At 65.7% G+C, this 26,289-nt stretch carries 25 protein-coding genes; 12 read left to right on the top strand and 13 right to left on the bottom strand.

Annotated features, from left to right (window positions below):
• Positions 1 to 29: 29 nt before the first annotated feature.
• The 3 genes from WEA80_10825 to WEA80_10815 form a co-directional block, all read right to left on the bottom strand.
• Entirely contained in the window at positions 30 to 479 is a 450-nt protein-coding gene (locus WEA80_10825; GenBank protein ID MEX1187072.1) for a plastocyanin/azurin family copper-binding protein, read from the bottom strand.
• 252 nt (positions 480 to 731) lie between these two features.
• Positions 732 to 2,708, bottom strand: a complete 1,977-nt coding sequence (locus tag WEA80_10820; protein MEX1187071.1) for a pyridoxal-dependent decarboxylase — start codon at positions 2,706 to 2,708, stop codon at positions 732 to 734.
• Positions 2,705 to 3,562 (bottom strand): universal stress protein, encoded by an 858-nt coding sequence (locus WEA80_10815; protein MEX1187070.1) that lies wholly within the window; start codon positions 3,560 to 3,562, stop codon positions 2,705 to 2,707. The genes WEA80_10820 and WEA80_10815 overlap by 4 nt, the downstream gene beginning before the upstream one ends.
• 291 nt (positions 3,563 to 3,853) lie before the next feature.
• Between WEA80_10815 and WEA80_10810 the strand changes: the two genes are divergently transcribed.
• From WEA80_10810 to WEA80_10770, 9 genes are all read left to right on the top strand, one after another.
• Positions 3,854 to 5,752 (top strand): heavy metal translocating P-type ATPase, encoded by a 1,899-nt coding sequence (locus WEA80_10810; GenBank protein MEX1187069.1) that lies wholly within the window; start codon positions 3,854 to 3,856, stop codon positions 5,750 to 5,752.
• Complete coding sequence (locus WEA80_10805; GenBank protein MEX1187068.1) at positions 5,752 to 6,192, top strand: pyridoxamine 5'-phosphate oxidase family protein; 441 nt, start codon at positions 5,752 to 5,754, stop codon at positions 6,190 to 6,192. The genes WEA80_10810 and WEA80_10805 overlap by 1 nt, the downstream gene beginning before the upstream one ends.
• A 107-nt stretch (positions 6,193 to 6,299) precedes the next feature.
• Complete coding sequence (locus tag WEA80_10800; protein MEX1187067.1) at positions 6,300 to 6,788, top strand: CBS domain-containing protein; 489 nt, start codon at positions 6,300 to 6,302, stop codon at positions 6,786 to 6,788.
• 59 nt (positions 6,789 to 6,847) lie between these two features.
• Positions 6,848 to 9,577, top strand: a complete 2,730-nt coding sequence (locus tag WEA80_10795) for an HAD-IC family P-type ATPase (protein ID MEX1187066.1) — start codon at positions 6,848 to 6,850, stop codon at positions 9,575 to 9,577.
• Between the two features lie 98 nt (positions 9,578 to 9,675).
• Complete coding sequence (locus WEA80_10790; GenBank protein ID MEX1187065.1) at positions 9,676 to 10,542, top strand: universal stress protein; 867 nt, start codon at positions 9,676 to 9,678, stop codon at positions 10,540 to 10,542.
• Between the two features lie 28 nt (positions 10,543 to 10,570).
• A complete protein-coding gene (locus WEA80_10785; protein ID MEX1187064.1) occupies positions 10,571 to 11,221 on the top strand; it encodes a CBS domain-containing protein in 651 nt (216 codons plus the stop codon).
• Positions 11,222 to 11,398: 177 nt separating this feature from the next.
• Positions 11,399 to 12,799: a nitronate monooxygenase gene (locus tag WEA80_10780; protein ID MEX1187063.1), complete on the top strand. Its 1,401-nt coding sequence runs from the start codon at positions 11,399 to 11,401 to the stop codon at positions 12,797 to 12,799.
• Positions 12,800 to 12,854: 55 nt separating this feature from the next.
• The gene (locus tag WEA80_10775; GenBank protein ID MEX1187062.1) at positions 12,855 to 13,070 is read left to right on the top strand and encodes a DUF542 domain-containing protein; all 216 of its coding nucleotides are present in this window, start codon (positions 12,855 to 12,857) and stop codon (positions 13,068 to 13,070) included.
• On the top strand, positions 13,070 to 13,498 hold the full coding sequence (locus tag WEA80_10770) for a hypothetical protein (protein MEX1187061.1): 429 nt from the start codon (positions 13,070 to 13,072) through the stop codon (positions 13,496 to 13,498). The genes WEA80_10775 and WEA80_10770 overlap by 1 nt, the downstream gene beginning before the upstream one ends.
• Here WEA80_10770 and WEA80_10765 read toward each other — a convergent pair.
• From WEA80_10765 to WEA80_10750, 4 genes are read right to left on the bottom strand one after another with little or no spacing between them, the layout of a single operon-like run.
• On the bottom strand, positions 13,495 to 14,370 hold the full coding sequence (locus WEA80_10765; GenBank protein MEX1187060.1) for an amidohydrolase family protein: 876 nt from the start codon (positions 14,368 to 14,370) through the stop codon (positions 13,495 to 13,497). The two genes, WEA80_10770 and WEA80_10765, sit on opposite strands and share 4 nt — an antisense overlap.
• A gap of 13 nt (positions 14,371 to 14,383) precedes the next feature.
• Complete coding sequence (locus WEA80_10760; GenBank protein ID MEX1187059.1) at positions 14,384 to 15,592, bottom strand: acetyl-CoA C-acyltransferase; 1,209 nt, start codon at positions 15,590 to 15,592, stop codon at positions 14,384 to 14,386.
• Positions 15,589 to 15,855 carry a Rid family hydrolase gene (locus WEA80_10755; GenBank protein MEX1187058.1) on the bottom strand — a complete coding sequence of 89 codons (267 nt, stop codon included), beginning with the start codon at positions 15,853 to 15,855 and terminating at the stop codon, positions 15,589 to 15,591. The genes WEA80_10760 and WEA80_10755 overlap by 4 nt, the downstream gene beginning before the upstream one ends.
• Positions 15,856 to 15,885: 30 nt before the next feature.
• On the bottom strand, positions 15,886 to 16,176 hold the full coding sequence (locus WEA80_10750) for a HigA family addiction module antitoxin (GenBank protein ID MEX1187057.1): 291 nt from the start codon (positions 16,174 to 16,176) through the stop codon (positions 15,886 to 15,888).
• 41 nt (positions 16,177 to 16,217) lie between these two features.
• Here WEA80_10750 and WEA80_10745 point away from each other — a divergent pair, with 41 nt between their 5' ends.
• Positions 16,218 to 17,030, top strand: coding sequence for a helix-turn-helix transcriptional regulator (locus WEA80_10745; GenBank protein ID MEX1187056.1), 813 nt, complete (start codon positions 16,218 to 16,220; stop codon positions 17,028 to 17,030).
• On the opposite strand, the gene WEA80_10740 is transcribed toward WEA80_10745, so the two are convergent.
• From WEA80_10740 to WEA80_10725, 4 genes are all read right to left on the bottom strand, one after another.
• The gene (locus WEA80_10740; protein MEX1187055.1) at positions 17,027 to 17,776 is read right to left on the bottom strand and encodes a hypothetical protein; all 750 of its coding nucleotides are present in this window, start codon (positions 17,774 to 17,776) and stop codon (positions 17,027 to 17,029) included. The two genes, WEA80_10745 and WEA80_10740, sit on opposite strands and share 4 nt — an antisense overlap.
• Before the next feature lie 446 nt (positions 17,777 to 18,222).
• Positions 18,223 to 18,351 carry a hypothetical protein gene (locus tag WEA80_10735; GenBank protein MEX1187054.1) on the bottom strand — a complete coding sequence of 43 codons (129 nt, stop codon included), beginning with the start codon at positions 18,349 to 18,351 and terminating at the stop codon, positions 18,223 to 18,225.
• A 175-nt stretch (positions 18,352 to 18,526) separates the two neighbouring features.
• Positions 18,527 to 18,826 carry a type II toxin-antitoxin system RelE/ParE family toxin gene (locus WEA80_10730; GenBank protein MEX1187053.1) on the bottom strand — a complete coding sequence of 100 codons (300 nt, stop codon included), beginning with the start codon at positions 18,824 to 18,826 and terminating at the stop codon, positions 18,527 to 18,529.
• On the bottom strand, positions 18,827 to 19,045 hold the full coding sequence (locus tag WEA80_10725) for an addiction module protein (protein ID MEX1187052.1): 219 nt from the start codon (positions 19,043 to 19,045) through the stop codon (positions 18,827 to 18,829). It lies immediately after the preceding gene.
• Between the two features lie 461 nt (positions 19,046 to 19,506).
• Here WEA80_10725 and WEA80_10720 point away from each other — a divergent pair, with 461 nt between their 5' ends.
• Both WEA80_10720 and WEA80_10715 read left to right on the top strand, forming a co-directional pair.
• The gene (locus WEA80_10720; GenBank protein MEX1187051.1) at positions 19,507 to 21,633 is read left to right on the top strand and encodes a DNA methyltransferase; all 2,127 of its coding nucleotides are present in this window, start codon (positions 19,507 to 19,509) and stop codon (positions 21,631 to 21,633) included.
• On the top strand, positions 21,630 to 24,236 hold the full coding sequence (locus tag WEA80_10715) for a DEAD/DEAH box helicase family protein (protein ID MEX1187050.1): 2,607 nt from the start codon (positions 21,630 to 21,632) through the stop codon (positions 24,234 to 24,236). The genes WEA80_10720 and WEA80_10715 overlap by 4 nt, the downstream gene beginning before the upstream one ends.
• Before the next feature lie 840 nt (positions 24,237 to 25,076).
• Here WEA80_10715 and WEA80_10710 read toward each other — a convergent pair.
• Both WEA80_10710 and WEA80_10705 read right to left on the bottom strand, forming a co-directional pair.
• Positions 25,077 to 25,691 carry a hypothetical protein gene (locus tag WEA80_10710; GenBank protein MEX1187049.1) on the bottom strand — a complete coding sequence of 205 codons (615 nt, stop codon included), beginning with the start codon at positions 25,689 to 25,691 and terminating at the stop codon, positions 25,077 to 25,079.
• A 183-nt stretch (positions 25,692 to 25,874) separates the two neighbouring features.
• Positions 25,875 to 26,189 carry a hypothetical protein gene (locus WEA80_10705; protein MEX1187048.1) on the bottom strand — a complete coding sequence of 105 codons (315 nt, stop codon included), beginning with the start codon at positions 26,187 to 26,189 and terminating at the stop codon, positions 25,875 to 25,877.
• Between the last annotated feature and the right edge of the window lie 100 nt (positions 26,190 to 26,289).

Genomic DNA, 26,289 nt, shown 5'->3' with positions numbered 1-26,289 from the left:
GGCGTGGGTTGATCGGGCCAACAAGCTTGTCAGTCATTGTCGTCGTCATCATCGTCGTCTTCCACGTGCAGCCGTCCGATCATGCCGAGCAGAGCGTGCGGATCGCACTGGAAGTAGTAGCTGCCCTCGGCGAACGTGACGGGGATGTCGAGCGTCTGTCCGGGCAGCTGCAGCAGGTCGCTCGCCGGCGGCAGTCCCTGCTTTCCGGCGTTGGAGTCGGGCAGGAAATTCACGTTGTGAACTCCCGTCACGACCGTGAACCGGAGCACGTCGCCGGTTTCCGCGTGGATGGCGGCCGGCTCGTAGTAATTCCCCTTGTCGTCGGTGATCATCTTCACTTCGATGATCTTCCCCGTTGCCGCGGTCGGCGCGCGCGCGTCGTCGTCCCCTTCCGCTTCCGGAGCGTCCCGCTTCTCCGTGCTGCAGGCAGCGGCGACGAGGGCAAGCGAAAGTCCCCATAAGATCTTCGTGCTCAGCATATGTCTCCCATACGTGTTGTTGCGCGCCCGCCAGAAACGCGGCGGTCAACGTGATGGAGACAGGTTAGGGGAGTCGGGTACCGGCCTCAGCGGGGAGATGGTGGAAAGGACGTAGGGGATTCCCGTATCTTGCGGCGGCATTAACCGCCCCACGACGCAGTTAACCTTGCACGCGTCGACGTCCGTCCGCGTCCGGACGCTGCTGGTTCCAGCGGCTGCTTCTACTTCCATATGAATGATGCTGCTGCGGGCTCAGCCCGCTACCTTGCTCCGCCGTTCCCGGACGACGTCCCCCGCTCTCGCGACGCGCTTGGTCGCGGCCGCGAGCGCGTCGATCAAGCCCGTGATGTGCACGTCGGCCAGCTCCTTCTTCGCGAGGAACGGATCCATCACGGTCGAGCGAAGCACGACGAGACCGCCGGCCTCTCCGGCCTGCCACTGCTCCGTGAGATCATCGCTGATGGTCTCCAGCAGCGGGGTCGCCGCGCCATGATACATGGGCGAGCGCAGCCTCGTCCGGCTGACGATGTACGGCGGGGCGTCCGCGGGACCGTGCAGGCTCATCTCGCGATACAGCAGCTCGTTCAGCTCGTTGATTTCCGCCAGCGACTTCATTCGCGGGTGGTACAGGAAGAAGCAGACGATGTTGAGATCGGGCTCCGGCAGCGTCACGACCACGTGCGGCGCGACGTCGGCCTGCCGCAGCGCCGCGTACAGCCGGCGGGCGCCGACGACGGTTCGCTCGATCAGGTGGCCGTAGCCGCGCTCGTCCAGCGGCAGCACGCGATGGCTCAGCCACACCCCGGCGGCGGCTGCGCCCGGCCGCGTGCCCTCGAATGAGAACCGGCCCGCAATCAGGTCTTCCTTGGTTCGCGACAGCGTCGTCGGGAGGAGATACGGCGGATCGGTCGCCACGAGATCCCGGGCTCTGCGGTCCCTGATCATCAGGGCGCCGGCCGGGTACGGCACGTACCCGAGCTTGTGCGGGTCGATGCTCACCGAATCCGCCCGCGACAGCGCGACCATCGACTTCTGCCATTCGTCGGTGGGCCAGTCGATGCCCGCGGATGCGCGGATCTGCTCCGCGGTCTTTCGGCGGCCGTTTGCGTCCCAGGTTATCGCGGCGGCGTACCCGCCGTAGCACGCGTCGGAATGCATGTGGAACGTGACGCCGAGCTCCCGCTCCGCGCGCGCCCGCACCTCGCACAACAGATCGAGCCGGTCTATGGCGCTTTCCTCCGTCGAGCCGCAGACGCTGACGCACGCGATGATCGGAACCCGCTTCGCCGCCAGATCCCGCACCGTCTTCCACAGCCCGTCGGGATCCATTCGACAATGTTGGTCCACGGGCACGAACACCAGCTGGCGCGCGCCGACGCCGAGTGCGCGGATGATCTTCTCCCACGAGTAATGGGCTGTCGCCGGAACCAGCAGCACCGCCGGCTGCGCGCGGTGACCGAAGTGCCGCCCAACCTGCTCCGCTTGGACCTGATATCCGGCGGACGCGAGCGAATGCTTCTCCAGCGCCTCGGCGAGATCCGGCCCCGCCGCGCTCTCGTGCAGCGCGTGCATGAGATCGAGCGCCGCGCCCGTGCGGATGTTGAGCAGGTCGTACAGCGCGAGATTGGCGAGCGGAGCGTGGCTCCGGTCGGGCAGCTGGACGTGCAGCGCGACGCCAAGCTCGTTGGCCGCGCACGCGACGGCGACCGGGAAGTCCATGGTCGCGCGCGCCATCCAAAGCGCCTCGAAGTTCGCGATCGTCCCGCCGGATGTCAGATGCCCCCACGACGAATCGGTCCCGTATCCGATCATCCGCGCCAGATCGTGCATGACCTGCTGCTCGAGCTTGGTCGTGGACTGCGAGACCTCGCTCGAGATGTTGTTCGGGTTATGCAGCATCCCCGCGAAGTACCCGAGCTGCCCGGCAAGCGTCTGCTCGCCGAGCATGTGGCCCTTGTAGCGCTGGCTGAACGCCGGGACGGCGTCCTTCAGCTCGGCCATGAGCGTTGCGAGCCCCGCCTCGAGACGCGCGATGCCGTCGGCGTACTCGCGGGTCTGCTTGTCGTCCCAGGTGATCGCCTGCGGGTCGGCGGGGTGGAAATCGGCTCTCCAAGCCGTGTAATCCCGCAGCACGCCCAGCGCGAGTCTCTCCAGCACCTCGCCGTTCTCGGCGTGCGGGCCGAGAAACCACGCCGAGAGCGGCGATCCTTGCGCGTCCCGCGAGCTCACGTCTCCGTGGCCCTCACTACGACCACCGCCTGCATCGGTCGCGCGAGGAGCGCGGCCGACACGCTTCCGAGCATCGCCCGCTGGGCGAGGTTGTAGCCGTGCGATCCGACCGCTACGAGGTCCGCACCGACGGACATGGCGTACTTCTCGAGCGTCGACGCGATGTCGCCCGAAAGCGACATGCGCTCCACGCGAATGTCGGGATACAGCGTGTGATCGGGCACGTACTCTTCGAGCCGGTCCATCGTGCCTTCGATCTCCCACTTGCCGAGGTCCACCGACCACACCTCGCCCGGAAGCGGCAGCAGCGGCTGGACGTGCACCAGGTGCAGCGTCCCCGTTCCGCCGAGCATGTCGGTCGCCACGCGGCACGCGAACATGCTGGCAGGACTGAAGTCGACGCCGACGACCACCGTGCTGGGCGGCTTGGCGCCGCGCGGCACGACCACGATCGGCAGGTCCGTCTTCTGAATCACGCGCAGCGCGGTCGGCCGGCTCAGAATCCGCTCGACCGTTCCGTGCCGCCCGGCACCGATCAGGATCATTCCGGCGCGGATGTCGACCGCCTCGTTCGCCAGTATCTCGGCGGCATCGCCGATCTTGGCGATCCGCGTCCACACGGGCGGCGTCACGACGGTCGGAAGAAGATCTTCCAGAAACACCTCGCGGAGCTCGAGTCTCAGCTCGGCCGTGCGCTCCTCGCTCGCCGAGCCCGCTCCGATGCCGTGGAACGGCTTGAGGGCGCTCACGAGATGCACGCGCGAGCCCGTGACGAGCGAGAGCTCGGCGGCGTACTTCAGCGCGGGATAGGCTTCCTTCGTGTCGTCCACTCCGACGACGAATGGATGCTTCACGCTCCACTCTCGGGCGACCGCGCTGAGTTTCGCGGCGGGCGCGGTAGCCGCAGGCGCGTGGGGGGTCTGGGTTTGCATGGCTACTCCGAGTTTGGGTTTGCCGGACGTGCATCGAAGGTCACCCAAAAGCGGGAAAAACTCTGTCAGGAGGGAGAGGATTCCTTGTAGGGCATACTCGCACGACTTGCGACTTCGGAATCCTCAATCGCACCTTGAGTAGGTGAATCCCCGACCGTTTTGGCACCGACCGCCCGACATACGACGGTCCCGCGCGGCCTAGCTTTTTTCCTCATGTCCCTTCCTCACACCGTCCCGCTGCCGCCTCCGATCGCGGAGCAGACGCCGGCCCGCGTGTGGGGTCCGGAAGGAGTTTTCCGCGGACACTTTCTCCCGGTCGCGTCCGTGGTTTTTCTGGTCGGGGGAATCGCGGCGTGGGTGTGGCTCCCAGCGCGCCTGCTCGCGAACGACGTCTGGACAGCCGGCCTGGTCATCACCGGCGCGCCGGTCGTCTGGCGCACACTGCGCAGCGCGCTGCGACGGCAGTTCTCCACCGACATCACCGCGACGCTCGCGATCGTCGCGGCGGTCGCGATCGGACAGCCGCTTCCGGGCCTGATCGTCGTGCTGATGCAGACCGGCGGCGAAGCGCTGGAGAAAATCGCGCGGGGGCGCGCTTCGGACGCGCTGCGGAAGCTCGAGGAAGACGCGCCGAGAATCGCGCACCTGCTGCACGCCGGCGGCCTGAGCGACGTGCCTGTGGGCGAGGCTCGCGTCGGCGACGTCGTGGTGATCCGCCCGGGAGAGCTGGTGCCGCTCGACGCCATCGTCGTCAGCGGCCGCTCGCACGTGGACGCCTCGCGGCTGACCGGGGAACCGATGCCGGTCAGCGCGGTTACAGGCACCACTCTCGCCAGCGGCAGCGTGAACCACGAAGGCGCGCTCACCGCGCGAGTGATCGCGCCGGTGGGCGAGAGCCAGTACGGCCGGATCGTCGAGCTGGTGCGGCACGCGCAGGCGACCAAGGCGCCGCTGCAGCGGCTCGCGGACCGGTACGCGATCTGGTTCACGCCCCTGACGCTGGCGGTCTGCCTGGCGGCGTACGTCGCGACCCGCGACCCCGTCATCGTCCTCGCCATACTCGTCGTGGCTACGCCCTGCCCGCTCATTCTCGCGACGCCGGTGGCGATCATCGGCGGGATCAACACCGCGGCAAAGCGCCAGATCGTGGTCCGCGACGGCGGCGCCCTCGAGCGGCTGGCACGCGTGAACGTCGCGGTATTCGACAAGACCGGCACGCTGACGCCCGGAGTGCCCGAGGTCTCGGCGGTCGTGACGTCGTGCGGATGGGACGAGGGCGACCTGCTGCGGCTCGCCGGCGCTCTCGAGGAGCGGTCGGGTCACCTGCTCGCCCGCTCGCTGGTGAAAGCGGCGCTCGCCAAGGGCGTGCTGCTTCCGCCGGCCTCGCACGTCACGGAGACCGCCGGTCGGGGAGTGACCGGCACCGTGGACGGACGCGTCGTCACGGTCGGCTCGCGGTCCTACGTCCTCGAGCTCCATCCCGGCGCCAGCGACGGCTACGCTGATCTCGACGAGCAGAGCTCGGCCCTGCGGGCCTACGTCGCGGTGGACGGCCTCGGAGTCGGCCGGGTCGAGTACGACGACCGCGTGCGCCCCGGCGTGCGGCAGGTTCTCGCGGACCTTGCCGCCCAGGGAATCCGCCGCACGCTGCTCCTCTCCGGCGACGACGAGCGCCACACGCGTCGCATCGCCGATTCCGCCGGCATCGCCAACGCCGTGGGTGAGCTGAAGCCCGAAGGCAAGGTCCGGGCGATCGAGCAGATGATCGGCGACGGCGACCAAGTGCTGATGGTCGGCGACGGAACCAACGACGCTCCGGCCCTCTCCACCGCGACGGTGGGGATAGCCATGGCCGCGCACGGCGGCGGCATCTCCGCCGAAGCGGCCGACGTGGTGATTCTCGTCGACGATCTGGGCCGCGTGAGCGAAGCCGTGCAAATCAGCCATCGCACGATCCGCATCGCCAAGCAGAGCATCTGGACCGGGCTCGGCCTGAGCGGAGTGGCCATGGGCTTCGCGGCCTTCGGCTACATACCGCCGGTGATCGGGGCGGTGCTGCAGGAATTCATCGACGTGGCCGTGATCGTGAACGCCCTGCGGGTGAGTCGCTGATGCCGGTTCATTTTCGCAAGCTCTCCGACAGGGAATCCCTCGCGCTGCTGCGGAGAAACAACGTCGGCCGCATGGCTTTCGCGTATCGGAACCGCGTGGACGTCGTGCCGCTCCACTACGTGTATTCGGGCGGCTGGCTGTACGGGCGGACATCGGTGGGGCCCAAGCTGCTGGCGCTCAGGCACAACCAGTGGGTGGCGTTCGAGGTGGACGAGATAGACGGCGTGTTCGACTGGCGCAGCGTCGTGGTGCACGGCGGCCTGTACCTGCTCGACCCCGACCGTCCGCCGCCCGACCCGGGCGCGAGACGCCGCGCGGTCCGGCTGCTGCGGCGCATCGTACCGGAGACCATGTCCCCCGACGATCCGGTTGGCTCTCGCGACGTGTTCTTCCGGGTGTTCGCCGACGATGTCACCGGAAGGGCCGCGGAGTCCACCTGACCCGCCACACTTCCGGCAAACCCGTACAGCAATTCCGGTCTCTGCCGACGCCGGATCGCGTCCGGGCTCCCTAATCTCAACAGTTACGACCACAGCACGGAGGAACAGTGAAAGCACGTGACCTGATGAGCACGCAGCTGTACGTCGCGACGCGGGACGACCCTGTATCCGTGGCCGCGGCGCTCATGCGTGACAAGGATGTGGGGATCATCCCCGTAGTGGACGACCGTTCGTCGATGCGGCTGGTCGGCGTGATCACCGATCGCGATCTCGCGGTGCGGTGCGTCGCCCGCAGGCACGACGGCAGCTGCACGATCAGCGACCACATGTCGTGGTCCGACCTCGTGACCGCTCAACCGGACGAAGACCCGGCGGACTTAATGGAGCGGATGGAGCACGCGAAGATCCGCCGGGTCCCCGTCGTGGAGGGTAAACGCCTGGTGGGAATCATCGCGCAGGCGGACATCGCGACCAAGCTCGGCCCCGGCGACCCGGCCGGCGTAGAGCACCTGGTGGAGCGGATATCGCGAGCGGCGATGATCCCGGTGCCCGACGACGCGACTGCGACCGGCAACCACGCGATTCCCTGGCTGTAGCCGACTCGACTGAGCTGTCGGGCGGCCGCGGGCCGCCGGACGGCTCTTCGCCTACTCCCATGGGCACGGCGCTCCGGCCGACCGGGATTTCGACCGCCGCGGAGGCATTTCGTTCGCCGTGGCATTCGCTGTCCGTGGCCGAGGTGGAGCGCGAGCTCCACGTCACCGACAGGGGCCTGAACTGGGCGGACGCCAGAAACCGCCTGGCAAGACACGGCCCGAACGATATCGGCGCGGAGCGGGAGACACCGTGGTGGTCGCTGCTGCTCCGCCAGTTCCGCGACCCGCTCATCTACATCCTGCTGGTGGCCGCGGTGGTGACGCTGGCGGTCGGCGAAGTGACCGACACCGCGGTGATCACCGCGGTGGTGATCATCAACGCGATGATCGGGTTCACGCAGGAGTTCCGCGCGCGCACGGCCATGCGCGCGCTGGCGCGGATGAGCACGTCGAAGGCCGAAGTCGTGCGCGACGGAGAGCGCAGGACCATCGACAGCTGGGAGCTGGTGCCCGGTGACGTGGTGCTGCTCTCCTCGGGCGCGCGCATTCCCGCCGACCTCCGCCTCGCCTGGGTGCACGACCTCGAGCTCGACGAATCCACGCTCACCGGCGAGTCCGCGTCGGTCGGCAAGACTACGACGCCGATTGCCGACGAAGCGACCATCGTCGGCGACCAGGCCAACATGGCATTCGCCGGCACGACCGTCACGCGCGGGCGCGGCCGCGGAATCGTGGTGCAAACGGGCGTCGCCACGCAGCTCGGGAAAATCGCCCAGTCCATGCGCGAGACCGGCAAGACCGTCACTCCGCTCCAGCGGAAGATCCAGCGGTTCGGGAAGCAGGTCGGCGTGCTCACTATCGTTCTGGCGATCGTGGTGGCCGTTCTCGGCGTCATGCGAGGGCTGTCCGTGTCGGAGATCTTCGTGGTGGCCGTGGCGATGGTGATCGGCTCGGTGCCCGAGGGACTTCCCGTCGTGCTCACGGTCACGCTCGCGATCGGAGTCCGGAGGATGGCGAACAGGCACGCGATCATCCGGTCTCTGCCGGCCGTGGAGACACTCGGCAGCACCACCGTCATCGGGGCCGACAAGACCGGCACGCTGACGAAGAACGAGATGACCGTGCGGGCCATATGGACGGCGAGCGGCGAGTACGAGGTGGAGGGAATCGGCTACTCGCCGCGCGGGCGCATACTGTTCGCGGGCAGGATCGCGCGCGAGGGCGATGCCCTGCTCCGTCAGGCTCTGCTGATCGCGACGCTCGCGAACGAGGCCGAGCCGCCGGTGTTGGACGGCGTTCTGGAGCGCGTCGGCGACCCGACGGACCTGGCGCTGCACGTCGTGGCCGCCAAGGGCGGCCTGAATCCGATCGCGACGCGGACGCAGTATCCGCAGTCGGACATCCTTCCGTTCGAGCCGGAGCGGCAGCTGATGGCGACGGTCAATCGCCACGCAGGAACCAGGACGCTCATGGTAAAAGGGGCGCCGGAGGCCGTGCTCGCGCGGTGCGCCCACATGCTGATCGGCGCGGAAGGGATCACCGCCCGCGTGGATCTCGCCGCGGACGCCATCGCGGACAAAGCCGCGGCGCTCGCGTCGCGCGGGCTCCGGGTCCTGGCGCTCGCCTCGCGTGATTTCACCGATGACGCGGTGCACGACAGGTCGATCCGCGATCTCACGTTCGCCGGCCTCGTCGCGCTCGAGGATCCGCTGCGTGAGGAATCGGCCGGCGCCGTGAACGTCGCGCACGCGGCGGGAATCCGCGTGCTGATGATCACCGGCGACCACGTCAACACCGCCGAATCGATCGGCCGGCAGCTCGCGCTGATGGGCGACGAGCGAGCCGTAAGCGGCCGCGAGCTGGCGGCGATGTCCGCGTCCGAGCTGGACGCGGCGCTGCAGACGCGCAACGTCTTCGCCCGCGTCGCTCCCGAGCAGAAGCTGCGGATCGTCGAGAGCCTGAAACGGTCCGGCGAGATCGTCGCCGTTACCGGCGACGGCGTCAACGACGCGCCGGCGCTGCGCGCGGCGCATCTCGGCATAGCCATGGGCTCGAGCGGTACGGACGTCGCGCGCGAAGCGGCGTCGATGATCCTCGCCGACGACAACTTCGCGTCGATAACCGCGGCGATGGAGGAAGGACGCGTCGTCTTCTCGAACATCCGCAAGGTCACGTTCTTCCTGCTGTCCACCGCGGCCGGAGAGGTCCTCACGCTGCTGTTCGCGCTCATCGCGGGCTGGCCGCTGCCCTTCGCGGCGGCGCAGATCCTCTGGATCAATCTCGTCACCAACGGCCTCCAGGACGTCGCGCTCGCGTTCGAGCCCGGCGAGCCCGGACTGCTCCGCAGGCCACCCCGCTCGCCGGCGGAAGGTGTCCTCGACCGTCGTCTGCTCGGCCGGCTCGCCCTGATCGGAGCGGTGCTGGCCGCGGGAACGCTCGCGGTATTCTGGTGGGTCCTGACGTCCACCAACGACCTCGCTGCCGCCCGCTCGGTGGCCATGACGCAGATGGTGGTGTTCCAGTTCTTTCACGTCTTCAACTGCCGCTCGCTCGAGCGCTCGGTCTTCATGCTTCCGCCGCTCTCCAACAAGCCGCTGTTCCTCAGCCTGGTGGCCGCCGCGTTCGCCCACGCCGCCGCGCTGTATCTCTCCCCTCTCCAGAAGATCTTTCACACCGTGCCTCCGACCGGCGAGCAGTGGCTCGTCATCCTGGTCGTCGGTACCGCCGTGGTCTTCGGCGGCGAGCTCGACAAGGCCTTCAACCGCATCCGCCGGCAGCCGTTGTACTGACCCGCTGCGGCAGTCCCTTACACGCGGTCCAGACTTCCCCGACTGCCGCGCTGCGGCGCCGGATGCATCTTCCTCGTTGAACCCGTGGAGCCGCAGCGATGGACATCCAGCCGATAGTCGTAGGGGTTGATTTTGCGGAGCCGTCGCTGGCGGCGGCCCGGTGGACGGCGCGGCATCTGCTCGGCGGCAAGCTCGTGCTCGCGCACTCGGTCTGGCTGCCGGAGCCACCGCGTTTTCTGAGCGGATTCTATCCTTCGACCGCTACGCTGATCGAGGACGCGACCCGCGGCGCGGAGGAGCGCCTGCAGGAGCTTTCCGCGACGCTGGAGCGCCCGGCGGAAGCCGCTGTCACCGTGGGGCGGCCCGAGGACCGGCTGCCGGCAATGGCCGAGGAAATGGACGCGCGCCTGCTGGTCGTCGGATCGCACGGCCGGAGGTCCGGCGTGTGGAAGCTGCTCGGGAGCACGGCCGAGCGGATCGCCAGGCATGCGCGACAACCGTTGCTGCTCGCGCGGAATCTGCCGGAGAACGGCGTGCGTATCGTGCTGGTGGCGGTGGACGATTCCGGATTCAGTCCGGCGATGCTCGAGTGGATCCCGCTTCTGACGCGACACGACGGCGCGTGCGTTGTGGTAGTTCACGTTTGCTCTCCCATGCTGGCGGGGTTCGTGAAAGTCGCCGCCAGCGAGTCGGAGATCACGACCGCGGAGCGCCAGCTGCGGCAGCACGCCGAAGCGTGGCTCCGGGGACGGATCGAGGAGGCGGGCATTCGCGCGGACCTCGACGTCGCCGTTGGCGACGTGTGCTTCGAGCTGCTGCGCGCGGCGAGCCGGCACGCCGCCGATCTCATCATCCTCGGCTCGCATGATCCGCGGCGGGGACGCTTCCTCGGAAGCACCGCGGAATTCGTCCTGCGCCAGGGCTCGGGGCCGGTGCTCGTGACGCCGGCGAGCGCTCCCGGGTGAGCATCAATCAGCTGTGGAGGACACGACCATGTTGAAGGTACGCGACATAATGACCCGCGAGCCCATCACCGTCACGCCCGGAACCTCGTTACGCGACGCCATGGAGCTCTTCACGCGCGAGCACATCAGCGGAGCGCCCGTCTCCAGCGGCGGCAAGCTCGTGGGAGTGATCTCGGCGAGCGACTTGCTGGCGTTCGCCGCCGCGTCGCCCGAAGCCGCGCGCGGACCGGACGCCGAGGCGGAGTTCGACGATCTGCCGGACATGGACGACGAGGCCGGCATCGAGCTGGCCGGCGACGCGCTCAGCGACGGCGCGTTCTTCACGGATTTCCTGAACGATGCCGACACCGAGGTGGACATGAGGTTCGCCGGGATGTCGGATTCCAACATGGACGTGCTCGACGAATACACCGTCGCGGACGCGATGACGACGAAGGTGAAGACGATCGGAGCCGACGAGCCCGCGATCGCGGCCGCGCGGATGATGCAGGAGGCCAAAGTGCACCGGCTGCTGGTGATGGACCACGACCGCCTCGCGGGCATCGTCTCGACCACGGACCTCAACCGGGCGGTCGCGGAGCGGCGGCTGCCGGAGATCGCCCCGCCAGCCGACGGCAGCGTGAACTTCGACGCCGGCTGGACGCACGAGCCGCTCGTGCCCTACGACGACGCCGAATGAGCTGACCGAGCCGCGCGGCTCCGGTCGTCGGGGTATCCACCACAAAGGGCTCGCGCATTGCCCGACAGCGGGGTATTCAAGGGTGGGAATAACTTGCGCCTTGGTGTTTCCAACCCTCGTCTCTCATAAATGCCCGAAGCGTCAGCACTTCCACAAATAATCCAGGGCGGGATGGGCGTGGCCATTTCCAATTGGAAGCTCGCTCGTGCCGTTTCGATCCGCGGACAGCTCGGCGTCGTGTCCGGGACCGTGCTCGACACGGTGTTCGTCCGGCGGCTGCAGGACGGCGATATCGGGGGTCACCTGCGGCGCGCAATGAAGAGCTTTCCGATACCGGGAGTGGCCGACGCCGCGCTGCACCGCTATTTCCGCCCCGCTGGACGAGCGGCGGGGGAGCGGTACAAGCTGCTCCAGATGTACAGGCTGCCGGTGAGCATCGCGCGGCAGCAGCTCACCATGCTGGCAAACTTCGTCGAAGTGTACCTCGCCAAGGAAGGCCACTCCGGCAAGGTCGGCATCAATCTTCTCACGAAAGTGCAGCTCCCCAATCTCGCCTCGCTGTACGGCGCGATGCTCGCGAAGGTGGATTACGTGCTCATGGGGGCCGGCATTCCGCGCGAGGTTCCCGGCGTGCTCGACGCGCTGGCGGAGCATCGGCCCGCCGCGATGAAGCTCGAGGTTGAGGGTCTTGCCGCCGGCGAATCGATGTCGATGACCCTCGATCCGCGGGAATGCGGTGTCGACCCGGGCGTGTCCGTCGAACGGCCGGCATTCCTGCCGATCGTGTCGGCCAACTCGCTGGCGACGACTCTCGCCCGCAAGGCGAACGGAACCGTCGAGGGATTCGTCGTGGAAGGGCCGACCGCCGGCGGGCACAACGCGCCGCCCCGCGGGGAGCCGCGGTTCAACGAGCGCGGCGAGCCGCTGTACGGCGAGCGCGACGACGTCAACATGGAGAAGATGCGGGAGCTCGGGCTTCCCTTCTGGCTCGCCGGCGGCGCCGGCTCGCCCAAGCACCTCGTCGACGCGCTCAAGGTCGGCGCGGCGGGCGTGCAGGTGGGGACGCTGTTCGCCTTCTGCGAGGAGTCCGGGCTCGAGCCAGGCCTCAAGCAGGAGATCCTCGACCACGCCGCGCGGGGCGACGTGGACGTCTTCACGGATCCGCGCGCGTCGCCCACGGGCTACCCGTTCAAGGTCGCCCGCTGGGGCAAGGACAGCGGCAAGCCCGAGCGGCAGCGGCTGTGCGACCTAGGCTATCTGCGCGTGGCGTACAAGCGCGACGACGGCCGGATCGGATTCCGCTGCGCGGCGGAGCCCGTGGAGGATTACGTGCGCAAAGGCGGAGCGATCGAGGACACGGTCGGCCGCCAATGTCTGTGCAACGCGCTCACCGCCAACGTCGGCCAGGCGCAGATCCGCGTCTCGGGCGAGGAGGAGCCGCCGCTCGTCACCAGCGGCGACGACCTCAAGACGATCGCCGCGTTCCTCGACGGGCGGAGCAGCTACTCGGCCGGTGACGTCATCGACTACCTGCTCAGCTGGATCTCCGCGCCTCGACAGCTGGCGCCGGTCGGCTGATCCCGGGCGCGCCGCGCGCCTCGAACCGCCTCAATTCATTTTTTCGGAGTTACCGATGCAAATCGACGACAGCGTTAAAATCGATCCTGCCTGGACCGTGCACGAGCTGGTCCACTTTCGCCCTGAGACCGCCGCGGCTCTCCGGTCGTACGGCATCGACACCTGCTGCGGCGGCACGCGCACGCTCACCGAGGCCGCGAAGGTCGCCGGACTCGACGCCGCGGCGCTGGTGCATGCACTCGAGCAAGTGAGCCTCGCCAGCACATCCTGATGGACTGGTTCACGAAGGCCTTCGTCAAGGCGGGGCTTGTGTGGCTCGGCCTCGGCGTGACGCTCGGCGTCATCATGGCCGTGCATCCGGAGACGGCGGTGTACCGGACCGCTCACCTGCACATGAACCTGCTTGGCTTCGTGAGCATGATGATCTACGGCGTGGCCTATCACGTGATGCCGCGCTTCACCGGCAACGCGATCCACAACGTGAAGATCGCGGTCGCGCAGCTCTGGCTGGCGAACGTCGGCCTGGCTCTGCTCGCCGCCGGATTCGCCGCGCGGGCGCATGGCGAGCGTGCGTCCATCTATCTCCTGGCGCTCGGCGGGGTGATGGGGGCGGTCGCCGCCTATTGCTTCATCTACAACATCTGGCGGACGCTCGAAGGCTCGCCGCCGGTCCGCCGCACTCTTCCGACCGCCGGCTAGACCGTCCGTCCACCGCGCGGCAGCAAGCGCTCGGGATTCGTCTCCAGCGCGGCGCGCTTGAGCGAGTCCGATAGCGGCAGCTCCATGAACTGATCCACGTTCCGCCGCATCCGCGTCACGCCGGGGCTCGGCCAGTCGCTGCCCCACAGCAGCTTGTGCTCGAGCTCGGCGAGCTTGGGGAAATACTCGAGCAGCGCTTTCGGCGGAATGCCGGAAAGATCGAACCACACGTTCTTGTGCCTGCGCAGCACGAAGAAGGCCTCGCCCATGTAGAACGGCCGGCCGCCGTGCGCCAGCACGATCTGCAGGTCGGGAAAGTCGACCGCGACGTCGTCCACCTCCAGCGGGTTGCCGAACCTGTTGCGCGCGCGCGGGAAGATGCTGGTGCCGGTATGGATCAGCACGGGCAGGCCGCGCGCTTCACACCGGCTGTAGATCTTGCCCAGCGCCTCGAGACCGTCGGTGTACGCATTGGCCGTCATTTGCTGGTGATTCGGGTGCAGCTTGAGCATGTGCATGCCCATCTCGATCAGCGCGTCCACGTCTCCAGCCGGATCGGTCGTGACACGCGGATGCACGCCGCCGATCGGAAGCAGCCGCGCGGGATCGGCCGCGCAATACCGCGCGGCGTGCTCGTTGATCCGCCAATCGGTGCGCATCACGTCCGGCGACGGATAGTTAACGAGCCCGACGCGGTCGATGCCGTCCTCGTCCATCATGCGGAGCAGCAGCGCGGGATCGTACATGGCTTCCAGAAGCAGCTCGATGTCCTGCTGGCCGCGCTTGAGCACTTCGACGATGTCGTCGGGCATGTCGCGCCACGGGTGCACGTGGACGTGACAGTCGGTAACGCGGATACCGGCAACCGCCATCAGTTCTCCGTCCTCACTCGACGCGCTCCACGATAGTCGCGATACCCTGGCCCACTCCGATGCACATCGTCGCGAGGCCGTATCTCGCCTTGCGGCGCCGCAGCTCGTGCACGAGCGCGGTCAGGATGCGCGCGCCGCTGGAGCCGAGCGGGTGGCCGAGCGCGATCGCACCGCCGTTGACGTTCACCTTCCCGGGATCGAGGTCGAGATCGCGCATGCACGCGATCGCCTGCGCCGCGAACGCCTCGTTGAGCTCCACGACGTCGAGGTCGGACACCGACAGTCCCGCGCGCTCCAGTGCCTTGCGCGTGGCGGGAACCGGGCCGACTCCCATTACTTCCGGAGAAACGCCGGCCACCGCGCTGGCCACGATGCGCGCGATCGGCCGCAGCTTCGCGCGCTCCGCGGCGCCGCGCTCCATCACCAGCGCCGCGCTCGCGCCGTCGTTGATCCCGCTGGCGGAGCCGGCCGTCACCGTACCGCCGTCCCGCATGAACGCCGGTCGCAGCGCGGCGAGCGCCGCCGCCGTGGTTTCGGGACGCGGATGCTCGTCGCGCGCGACCACAACGGGATTGCCCTGTGAATCCAGCGTCTTTACGGACACGATCTCGTCCGCGAAAAGATTGCCGCTCACCGCCAGCGCCGTCCGCTGCTGGCTCTCCAGCGCGAACGCGTCCTGCTCCTCGCGCGTGATTCCATACCGCTCGGCCACGCGCTCGGCGGTCTCACCCATCGAGATCGTCCACTCCCGCGGCATCGCCGGGTTGACGAACCGCCACCCGATCGTCGAATCCGCGGTCCTCGGCACGCCGCGCGCGAACGGCTCGTCGGGCTTGAGCATCACCCACGGCGCGCGGGTCATGCTCTCGACGCCGCCCGCGATGAAGCAATCGCCCTCGTCCGCGCGGATCGCCTGCGCCGCGCTCGCCACCGCTTGCAGTCCGGAGCCGCACAGGCGGTTCACCGTCTGCCCCGGCACCTCGACCGGCAGCCCGGCGAGCAGCAGCGCCATGCGCGCCACGTTGCGGCTGTCTTCGCCCGCCTGGTTCGTGCAGCCCAGGATCACATCGTCGATGCCGGCAGGATCTATTCGGGTGCGGGCGATCAGCCCCGCGATCGCGATCGCGGCGAGATCGTCGGGCCGAACGCGGGCGAGAGCCCCGCGGTGCCGCCCAACCGGCGTGCGGACCGCGTCCACGATGACCGCTTCGCGCGCGGTCACTCCGGCACTACTGCGGCTTCCGCGAGCAGCGTGACGATGTTCATCAGCGCCTGCCGTACCTGCGCGGTGAGCTGGTCCGTCTCGAACTCGGCAGTGAGCGGGTTCCAGCCGACCTGTCCGGCGAGAACCACGAGCCTGCCGGAGACCGTCACGCCGCCGCTGTACCCGGACGGGCGCGGCCAGCCGTCCGGGGGGTCGGCCTGTTTGAGGAGCAGGGCCGTGTACAGGCCGGCCGGCCCGCCACCGACGACAACGGCTTTCACCGCAGTATCTGCGTTAGAGAGCAGTAGGCCTCATGCGACACGTAGAGGCTTGATACGCGCCATGTCATCCTTGATGGCCTGTGCCGCGTCCCATAGGTCCACCGCTCGCTGGGCGTTCAGCCAGAACTCCGGGGAGTTGCCGAAAAGGTGCGCGAGACGTAGCGCCATCTCCGGACTGAGGGCGCGCCGTCCGCGCAGCAGTTCATTGATCGACTGGCGCGAAACGCCCGCGGCCTCGGCGAGACCGGCAACAGTAAGTCCGTAGTCCGGGATGAAGTCCTCCTGCAGCATCTCACCCGGGTGGGTCGGCCGGCGCCTCATCCGTCGGGTGTTGGGTATGCTCATATCTCGCCTCGGCATCAATGGTAATCGCAGATCTGGACGTCATATGCGCCGCCATCAACGAACCTGAAGCACACACGCCACTGATCATTGATCGCTATCGAGTACTGACCCTTACGATCGCCCATTTGCGCGTGCAACCGGTCGGCGAATCGTCATTAGCGTCCAAACGACGCGATTCACTCGTCCGCGAGAAACTCGCGCGCTACGTCTTCATGCGAGATGGTGTCGCCCCGATCAGCTGCATCGAGGCCGCGCGCGACCTTTGCCAGGAAGTACAGGCGTTCCATCACGTCCTCGATGGACGCATCTTCCGGCACGTGGTCGACGGCTTCTCGCAGCAGTTGTTTGGCAGGCGCGGCCATGTGAACTCCCGCAGAGGGACAGTGGAGGACAGATGGAGTCTACGCCCCCGGCGATGGCCCAAGCAAGGGCGGGAACTCAATTGGAAGGAAGCACGCATCGAGGAGCAATCCCTGCTTCGGCATATTAGACTCGACCGGGAAGATCGAATGAAGCAAGCAAAAAGAACTCGACTGGAGGCGGCAGGCTGGCGGGCCGGCACCGCGGCGGAATTCCTCGGCATCAGCCATGAAGAGGCCGCGCTCGTAGAAACCAAGGTCGCACTCAGCCAGGCGCTGCGTCGGAAGCGCGCAGCGTTAGGGCTTACCCAACAGCAGCTCGCGCGCCGCCTCAACTCGAGCCGATCGCGAGTGGCGAAGATGGAAGCCGCGGACCGATCCGTATCGGTTGATCTGCTACTGAAGGGGTTGTTCGCGCTCGGCGCCAGCCCCGGAGACATCGGCCGCACCTTGCGTCGCGCTGCCGCCTAATAGGAGCGCACGAGCGCCCGCCATTCCGATTCGAGTTCCGCCGGCACCATCCCGAGAGCGCGCGCAAGGCTGTCGAGCGTTGGCTCATCCTTACCCATGGCTGTGAGGAAGTTTCGTATTGCGGTGTCGCCTCCGCGTCGGTGGACGAGCTCGAATACGGCCGCCGCTGCCGGGAAACGAGCACTGGCTGCCGCGCTTGAGCCGTCGTCGGTGAGGATCGCGCGTAACCCGATGGTTGGCCGCCGATCGAGGTAGCCGGCCAGATCGTGCAACACGCCCGGCAATGCCTTGCCCCGCGCACCACCCAGCCATTGCGCAATTCCCTCTTGTACGAACGCTGACGCGCCTCCCGTGATCGGGTGCAAGAGCACATGCGCCAGTTCGTGTAGATAGGCTTCGCCAAATCGCGGATCCGCGGCGAAAACCACCCGAGCACGTGCGTTGGCTTTCCCTCCCACTCGATCGCTGGTGAGGCCCCAGTCCAGGCCCATGACGCGAAACGCGGCAGGCAGGTCGGGCACGAGATAATACGTGATCGGGCGGACATCGGAGACGCCGAACCGCTGCGCCGTATCTTCGACCCATTGCGCGGTTTCCAGTGCCCGTGTCGCGTCAAAGCGGAGCACGGGGTGGACGACATACTCGATCAACCCCACTCGCTCACGGCGCCAGCCCTCGGTTTCCGCTGAGCTCGGATGCGCCAACACCCACCGTCCTTCCTCCTGCACGACATGGATGCGTTCCATGGCCAGAAGTCCCGGACGCGCCGCTGTGCCCCCGCCAACGTAGACCGTGCGCAATACCCATTTCGAGGAATCCCCAGCTACGAGAGGGAGTGCTTCAACGAGTATCGCATTGCTTTGTGATACGTAGCCCTCGGAGTACAGGACGAGATCCGGGTCGGGTGTACGCTGGCGATCCGCGGTGGACCAGAACGAGAGCCGCTTTGTCGAGTCCCCGCGGACAGTGAGATACGCGTCCCATGCTCGCACCACTGCTGGAAGCGCGGCACGCGCTGGATCTACCGCCCAAAGAGAAATGGCCGCAGCGGATGTATCCACCGCGAAGCCAAGGGAGAGCCGAGAAGAGGGGCTGTCGGCGCGATCGTCCGGTGCCCTTTCGCACGCCGCGAACATGGTCACACCGAGAACAGCAACTAGACAACGCGGTACGGGAAGCGGTCGCATCGCAGCTAGCGGCCGGGCATGATCGTTGGAACCGACTGCCTGCGGTTTCGCCGATACACGCGGAAGCCGCCGTCCAGCGTGAGCACCTGACTCCGCTGGTCGAGCTCGGTTATGCGGACGAGGCACGCGAACATTGCCATAACAGAGGCAAGCGTCTTTATCGGATTCTCCGCGTGTCTGAGATGTTGGTCGAAGGCTGGCTCGGCATAACGACCGCAATTCAGCTGCGGCGCATCACATATGATGCGGCTGGCGGGCGAAGACCGCCAGCCGCTACCGACAGAAAGCGCCGTCTGCTGCAATTGCTGGTTATGGCGCAGCACGCTTCAGCCAGGTCTCTGGGTGGCGATGCCCGTGAATCACGCCGACAACGCTGATCGTCGCGGGGTAGACCTTGTAATACACGGCGTACGGAAATTGCCGCAGCAACACGCGGCGGAGTCGGCCGCGAACAACGGCGTGGCGTTCAGGGTTGGCGTGGAGCGTCGTGATCGCGTGGTCAACTTCGTCCAGGAATCGCCGCGCGGCCGTCGGAGACCGTGCAAGGTACCATTCGAACGCCGCCTCGATTTCGCGCCGCGCGACGCGACGGACGCGCAACGTCCGCACTTACCAGAGCTTCTTGCTCAGTGCGGCCTTCACCTCAGGCCACTCATCCCCTTCGTCGGGGGTCGCGTCGGCATCGGCCTCGCGGCGATCAAGCTCGGCGGCAAGCGCGTCGGTCACGGGCGCGGCGGCAGCAGGGTCCAGGCTATCCCAGAGCCGCCCGATGAGCTCGAGTCGCTCTTCGGCAGTCAGTTCATCGACGGCGATGGCGCGCGAAATCATGACTGGATACTGGAGGAGGTTCTCGGAATATGCAACCGCTGGCCCTGTCGCCATAACGCACTTGAGTGGAAATCGGATCAGCGGACCGTGCTGACCCGCCTTTCAGTATCCTGGCGACCAAGCGCGCGAAATGCCGCTCGCACGCGCTCGAGCATATCCCGCCGCTGCGGCGTCTCCGCCTCACGCGACTGCTGCTCTGCAAAGACTTCTTTTGACCCCTCTTCTGACAGGGTCGGAGTCCAGTGTTCCGTCATTGCGCCTCCCTGCTGGAACCTTACGATCGCTTCCGGAATCGCAACATCAATACCCGACAGGCGGTGTGAAGTTGCCGCGTGGCAGCCTGCGGTCAACCTCCCTGCCGCGCCGGAGACGGTGGCGCTCTTCGAGAACGACTAGTTTCTTTGGCGACGGGCAGTGCTCGGCATCGCCGGCGTCCGTCTTCCCGGAGCAAATGAGCGAACGTGTCTCGACTGACTGACCTGATTGCCCAGGCAAAAGCCAAGGACCCGCAGGTGGGCGCGGACCTCGAACGGGAGTTCAAGGCGCTGTCGTCGCGCCTGCCGTTCGGGTTGAATTTCGAGCGCCATCGGCCGGAGGCGGTCGAGCTGCCGCTGCGTCCTATCCGGAAGGGCGACAAGGTCAGAGTGTTGCCCGAGCGCGGGTCAACGAAGAAGGGTGACCAGCGTCTGTGGCACGTAGTGAAGATCGCCACCGCCAGCAAACGAAAAATCGCCGACCTGGTGCTACTCGACGCGGCGACGCCGGAAACGCAGTCAGTGCCCGTCGAAGACCTCGTCGTCGTCGCCGAGTTCAAGGACACCATCTATCCCGGTCTGGTGAGCACGGGAAAGGTGGAGCGCGGCGGCGACAAGCCGTATCACACAGTGATCAATGCGGAGAACTATCACGCGCTCAAGGCACTGACGTGGTCGCACCGCGGCACGGTGGACGCGATCTACATCGATCCGCCTTACAACAGTGGAGCTAGGGATTGGAAATACAACAATGATTACGTCGAGGAAGACGATCTGTATCGCCACAGTAAGTGGTTGGCCTTCATGGAACGGCGACTGCTTCTCGCTCGCGAATTACTGAGTCCGTCAAACTCAGTACTCATCGTTACAATCGACGAAAAGGAGTACTTGAGACTTGGCCTATTGCTCGAACAGGTGTTCCTGGGAAGCGTGATCGAGATGGTAACGACCGTTGTAAACCCACGCGGGCGACATCGACCGGGACGATTCGCTCGGTCGGATGAGTACCTGTTCATAGTTATGCTCGGGACTGCGACCGTGGGCAAGGAGGTCGACCCCGATTTTGGCGGCGGCACTCGCGTTCCTTGGAGAACATTGCGACGCAGCGATGCCGCGTCAGCGCGGGGCAAGCCCAAGGGGGGGACTGCGCAGTTCTATCCGATTTATGTCAGCCGAGAGGGCCACATCGTACACGTCGGCGATGCGTTGCCTCACCATGTTCCCCGATCAGACGCTCCGACTCGAAAAGGCTGCACCGCGGTTTTCCCTATTCGCGAGAATGGAGTCGAGATGAACTGGGGGCTGACTGCGCCCGCATTGCGCGTCATCCATGCGAAAGGCTTCGTGCGCGTTGGTCGTCACACGCCCACCAAGCCACAAGAGTGGGAGATCTCGTACATGACCTCCGGGAAGATTGAGGACATTGAGTCGGGTCGAGCGGCAGTCGTCGGCCGAGCACCCGACAATAGCGTGATCGCAGAATATGTGGCGGACAAGCTCAAGACCCCAACCTCCACCTGGGTCAGACCGTCACACAACGCGGAGACGGGCGGCACTCTGGTGCTTGCTGACCTCCTCCCGAAGCGATCATTCCCATTCCCCAAGTCTCTTTATGCAGTCGAAGACACGCTTCGCTTCTTTGTCGGCGAAAGGCAAAACGCAGTAGCACTCGACTTCTTTGCCGGGTCCGGCACCACCGCTCATGCGATCCTGCGATTGAACCAGCAGGATGGTGGTCGGCGTCAGTGCATCTCCGTAACGAACAACGAAGTTGCCGCCGTTGAGCACGACGGCTTGCGAAACAAGGGGCTTCGCCCGGGCGATCCAGATTGGGAGCGGATGGGCATCTGCGACCATATCACGAAGCCGCGGATCGCCGCTGCCATTAGTGGAACGACCCCAGAAGGCGAACTCCTCGATGGCGCCTACAAATTCATGGATGAATTCCCGATGTCCGATGGCTTCGAGGAGAACGCTGAGTTCTTCACACTCACCTACGAGACGCCGGTTGCGGTCAGCCACCACGTGGCCTTCGCCCGCATCGCACCACTGCTCTGGATGCGCGCGGGCAGCCGAGGGCGGCGCATCGAGAAGATTCCTACCGCCGGCTGGAAAGTGGTGGACACGTACGGGCTGCTTACGGAGCTCGACGAGGCGACGCCGTTTCTTAAGGCGGTCCGCAAGAGCAAGGATCTGCGCATCGCCTACATCGTCACTGACGACGAGCGCCGCTTCCAGGCGCTCGCGCGACGACTGCCAGAGGGTGTGGAATCGGTTCGCCTGTACGAGTCCTACCTGACGAATTTCGCCTTCGCTAACGGGAGCGAAGGATGAAGGTCACCCTCAAGGACTATCAGGACGATGCGGTCCGCGAGATCCTCGCCAGCGTTCGTAAGGCGCGGAAGCGCTGGCGCGAGGAAAGCGAACGACATGCCTTCTCGCTCACCGCGCCCACCGGCGCGGGCAAGACGGTCATGGCGGCGGCGGTATTCGAGGCGCTGTTCCACGGCGACGATGACTATGACTTCGACGCCGACCCCGGTGCTGTCGTGATCTGGTTCAGCGACGACCCATCCCTGAACGAACAGACGCGCTTTCGCCTGATGGCGTCCGCCGACCGGCTCCGCAGCACGGATATGGTGGTGGTTGACAACAGCTTTCATCGCCAACGATTCGAGCCCGGGAAGATCTACTTCCTCAACACGCAGAAGCTCGGCAAGAACAGTCGGCTCGTTCGCGGCTTCGATCAGAGTGAGGAGGACCAGCATGGCTTCCCCCAGATGCGCGCCGATATGCGCGCGCACACGATCTGGGACACCATCCGCAACACCATCGAGGACCCGTCGCTCACGCTCTACCTCGTGCTGGACGAGGCGCACCGCGGTATGGGCAAGCCCAGTCGGGCCGCGGAAATCGAGAAATCCACCCTCGTGAAGCGGCTCATCAACGGCGAGAAGGGCGTGCCGGGGGTCCCCGTCGTGCTCGGCATTTCCGCTACGGTCGAGCGGTTCAACCGCGCGATGGAAGGCGCAATGGGGCGCACGACGCTTCCGGGAGTGCAGGTGGACGCCGCCCGGGTCCAGGACTCGGGGCTGCTGAAGGACACCATCGTTGTGGACATCCCCGACGAGGAAGGCCAGTTCGATACCGTTCTGGTGCGGCTCGCCACGGACAAGCTCCGGGAATCCGCCACCGAGTGGGCGAAGTACGGCAAAGAGCAGGAAAGCGGCGAGAGTGTCGTGCCGCTAATGGTCCTCCAGGTGCCGAATACGCCGAACCCCAATGAGGTCGGGCAGTGGCTCGACACGATCTTTCAGCGGTGGTCCGACCTTCCCGAGGATTGCATTGCGCACGTGTTCGGTGAGCACACCACGCAGACTTTCGGCAGGCACACCGTCCCCTACATCTCCCCCGAGCGCGTGCAGGACGCCACCTGGGTGCGCGTGCTCCTCGCCAAGGACGCCATCAGCACGGGCTGGGACTGCCCGCGCGCCGAGGTGATGGTCTCGTTCCGGCCCGCAAAGGACCCCACACACATCACCCAGTTACTTGGGCGCATGGTACGCACGCCGCTCGCCCGCCGCATTCCCGGCAACGACCGTCTCAACTCCGTGGACTGCCTGCTTCCGTTCTTCGACGAGAAGGCAGTCAAGGACGTCGTGGATGCGTTGATGCAGGGAGGCGGAGACGTACCACCGCTTGGCCGCATCCTTATCAATCCGGTCGAAATGAAGCCCAACCCGGCGGTGACCGCCGTGATCTGGGACGTGTTCACTTCCCTACCGTCACAGACGCGCCCTCAGCACGGCGCGAGGCCGCCGAAGCGCCTGACCGCGCTCGCGCACGAGCTGGCGATGGATGCCTTGTTGCCGAAGGCGGGGCAGAAAGCGCACGCGGCGATGCACAAGGCGCTCGATGCATTCATCGCAAAGAATCCCTACGAGTTCAAGTCCAAACGAGAATCGGTGAAGACTGTCGAGGGCCGAACGATTGTTCTCCACGTCAAGGCGCAGGTAACGGAGTTCCGGTCATTCCAGACGGAGGCGGATGCAGTCGTCATCAACGATGCGTACCGCCGCACCGCGCGCATCATCAGCCCGGATATCGCCCGCACCTACACGGAGCACCGCGCGCGGCAGAAACCCGAGAAAGAGTACGACTTCGATGATGCGTTGATCGAGGCGCGCGAGGACATCGGCGCGCTGGGACTGATGCAGAACCTGGACGTGTACATCGACGCCGAGGCCACGAAGCTCGCGGAGGAATGGCTGAGGAAGTACCGGGAGCAAATCAAGGAGCTGCCCGACGACCGGCAGGAGGCTTACCGCGAGATCAGAGCGCTCAGCCGCGAGCCGCAGGACGTTGATCTCGCGCGACCCGTGTCGCGATGGGAGTTGACCGCCGCGCGCGAGAAGGATGGTAGCGAAACGAAGCTGCAGGCATACGAGAACCATGTGCTCTGCGACGGCCAGGGAGCCTATCCGGCCGAGCTGAACGAGTGGGAGCGGGCCGTGCTCCGTGCTGAGATGAAGCGCGACGGCTTCCGGTTCTGGTACCGGAATCCCGGTCGGCCCACGCAGGATTCACTGGGCGTGGCCTACATGGATGGTGACGACACGAAGACTCTTCGGCCCGACTTCCTGTTCTTCGCCGAGGACTCGAAGGGCAGGATCGTGGTGGACATCGTGGATCCGCATAGCGTCGCTTGGGCTGATGCATTGGCCAAGCTGCAGGGATTAGCCCGTTACGCCGCGACGCACCCCGATGCATTCAGGCGAGTTGAGGCGGTCGCCGAGGTCAAGGGGAAACTGCGGGTGCTCGACCTGACGCGTGTGGATGTTCGGAAGGCGATCGAGGAAGCGCTCGAAGCGCGCGCTCTCTACGAAGGGGCCTTGGCCAAGAACTACCCGGACGAGACCCCTTCCGGAACGCTGTAGCTCACCGTCAGAACTGCATCTCTACCATCGCGGTAAAGCCCGACGCCGCGCATTGCGGCATGCGTGCCACTCTACACGCCATCAGGGCGGTGGGTTCTCGCCACCTGCGGCTCACGCGGCTGGATGACATGCGAGCGGTGGGTTGGAACTTGAGCGTGCGTAGCGCAGTCAAAAAGGCAGATTCCTCAAGGCAAACCCTAACAGCGAGATCAACCCAATCGCGAAGGACCAAAACATCACGTGCGAGATACCGTTGTAAACGCGCACTGCGCTTGCCGGATACCTATTGGCCTCCTCCACGACTGTCGCGATAGCGGCATCTATTTCGTCGCTGCCTCCACCGGCTGCGTCAATGCGCGCTATCACTGCACGCAGGTCCCCGCGACGGCGCTCAAACCCAAGACGATATGATCGCGCGCGTCCAGACCAACCTTGGCGAGCTGCTGCGAGAATGACTGTTAATGCGAACAGACTCCATGATGTGATCAGAAGCAGTCGCCATTCGGGGTGTGGCACCTTGGTAACCAAAAACTGCACCCACGTGATACTTATTACGAGTGACCCTGAAGCAAGGGTTACTAAAGTCCTCCCAACGTCAGCTTGGCTTTCCCAGATGGGCGTACGTGCTTCGTCGAAGCGCGTAAGCGTCTCGTCAAGGTGCCTGTCCAGCCGCTCTATGAGTCCGTACTGCCGGTCGACCGCCATTGTGGGCTCAGGTTACACATCGGTACACCCGCCTATCCATCCGCGTTCTGCCGGGGCGCATCGCGAAAGATGCCGCAGGCGAGCGAAGTGAGCCAGCTGCTTCCAAAGGCACGTGCCGGCAGCAGCAACGCGGTGTCAGGCACTCGGCGCGATAGCGCTCGCATCGTCCGCCGGTGGTGAATGAGCACCGGTTCCCTCGGGATTGATCACACGACGGTTCACCGTGGCGAGCATCCTCAAGGTAGACATGAACTTGCCCAGCACCTCAACGAACAAGACTTTCAAGAGACTCGCGAATGGACTTCCCATTAAGCCGCGATATCTCGAATGGTAGGGCTCAGATGAATGAGCTAGGCCGCCGTAGACAAAGGTGAAAAGGATCTCGCGGTTCGTCAGCTGTTTCCCTTCGGCCACGCCAAGGTTCGATTCGCGATCCAGATAGTCGTTGAGCCACCCCCTCACTTTCTGGTACTCGTCAATGGTGGATTGGTCAACTCCACTCGTTACGTATGAGTTCGCCACGTTCCTGATCGAGATCGGGTCGTTGTCTTGCATGAACTGCCGGATGGTAAGAACGGAAGCTTCAATTGACTCGTCCGCCGGGCCCGCAAACGACGACTCCCACCCTGTATCCCGGTCCCACTTAAGGCGAACATTCGTCGGCTGAGACGTCAGATGGCCGAAGAACGATCGCTGTGACAACAACTCGACTTTGGAGTTGAAGAGCTGTAGCCGTTCGTTGAATTCCATCAGAGCAGTCATAGTTGTTGAAGTGCCTAACGAACGGCGTTGTGCTGCGGCGCTTCGAATAGAGGCGTCCGCGGGCGGGCGCGCCAGTCAGATCGGTGCGCTCATTCCGGCCGCCCGCGGTCGCTTCCCGGATAGCGCCATCGGCACCAACGCTCGGTTAGACAGCGGCACACGAGGTGTCCGTCAAAAGGCTATCGTCGGCAGGTTAATCCGCAGCGCGACTAGAGTTGGTGCGCGTTGGTCGCTGAGGAGGAGCTGCTTCACGAGACGGACGAATTGGCTGGTCTTGAGGCCAAAGACGTTGCCGACTAGCTCGACGAGACCCTTGTGGCTGAAGATCTGGAGTGCTCGTCCATAATCCGCGGTTGCAATGACTTCTTTTACCTCAGCCTCAGCGGCCATCCACAGTGGTGCAATTGCAGCGTCTCGGACAGTGGCCTGAAGCGCGGCACACAATTGTGCTTCTCCTTGCGCTGCTGCTTCGAACCGCCGCAACACGTTCTCTACGCGACTTGCTACAATCCGCGAAGTGACCCGCGTGAGTGAGCTGCGCCGGGTTTAGTGGACAGTGAGTTAAGCTACTGCCGCCAGCTCGAAA

The sequence above is a fragment of the Gemmatimonadaceae bacterium genome, from assembly GCA_040882285.1.
Lineage (GTDB): Bacteria > Gemmatimonadota > Gemmatimonadetes > Gemmatimonadales > Gemmatimonadaceae > JACDCY01.
This window is presented reverse-complemented; position numbering and strand designations above follow the sequence as displayed.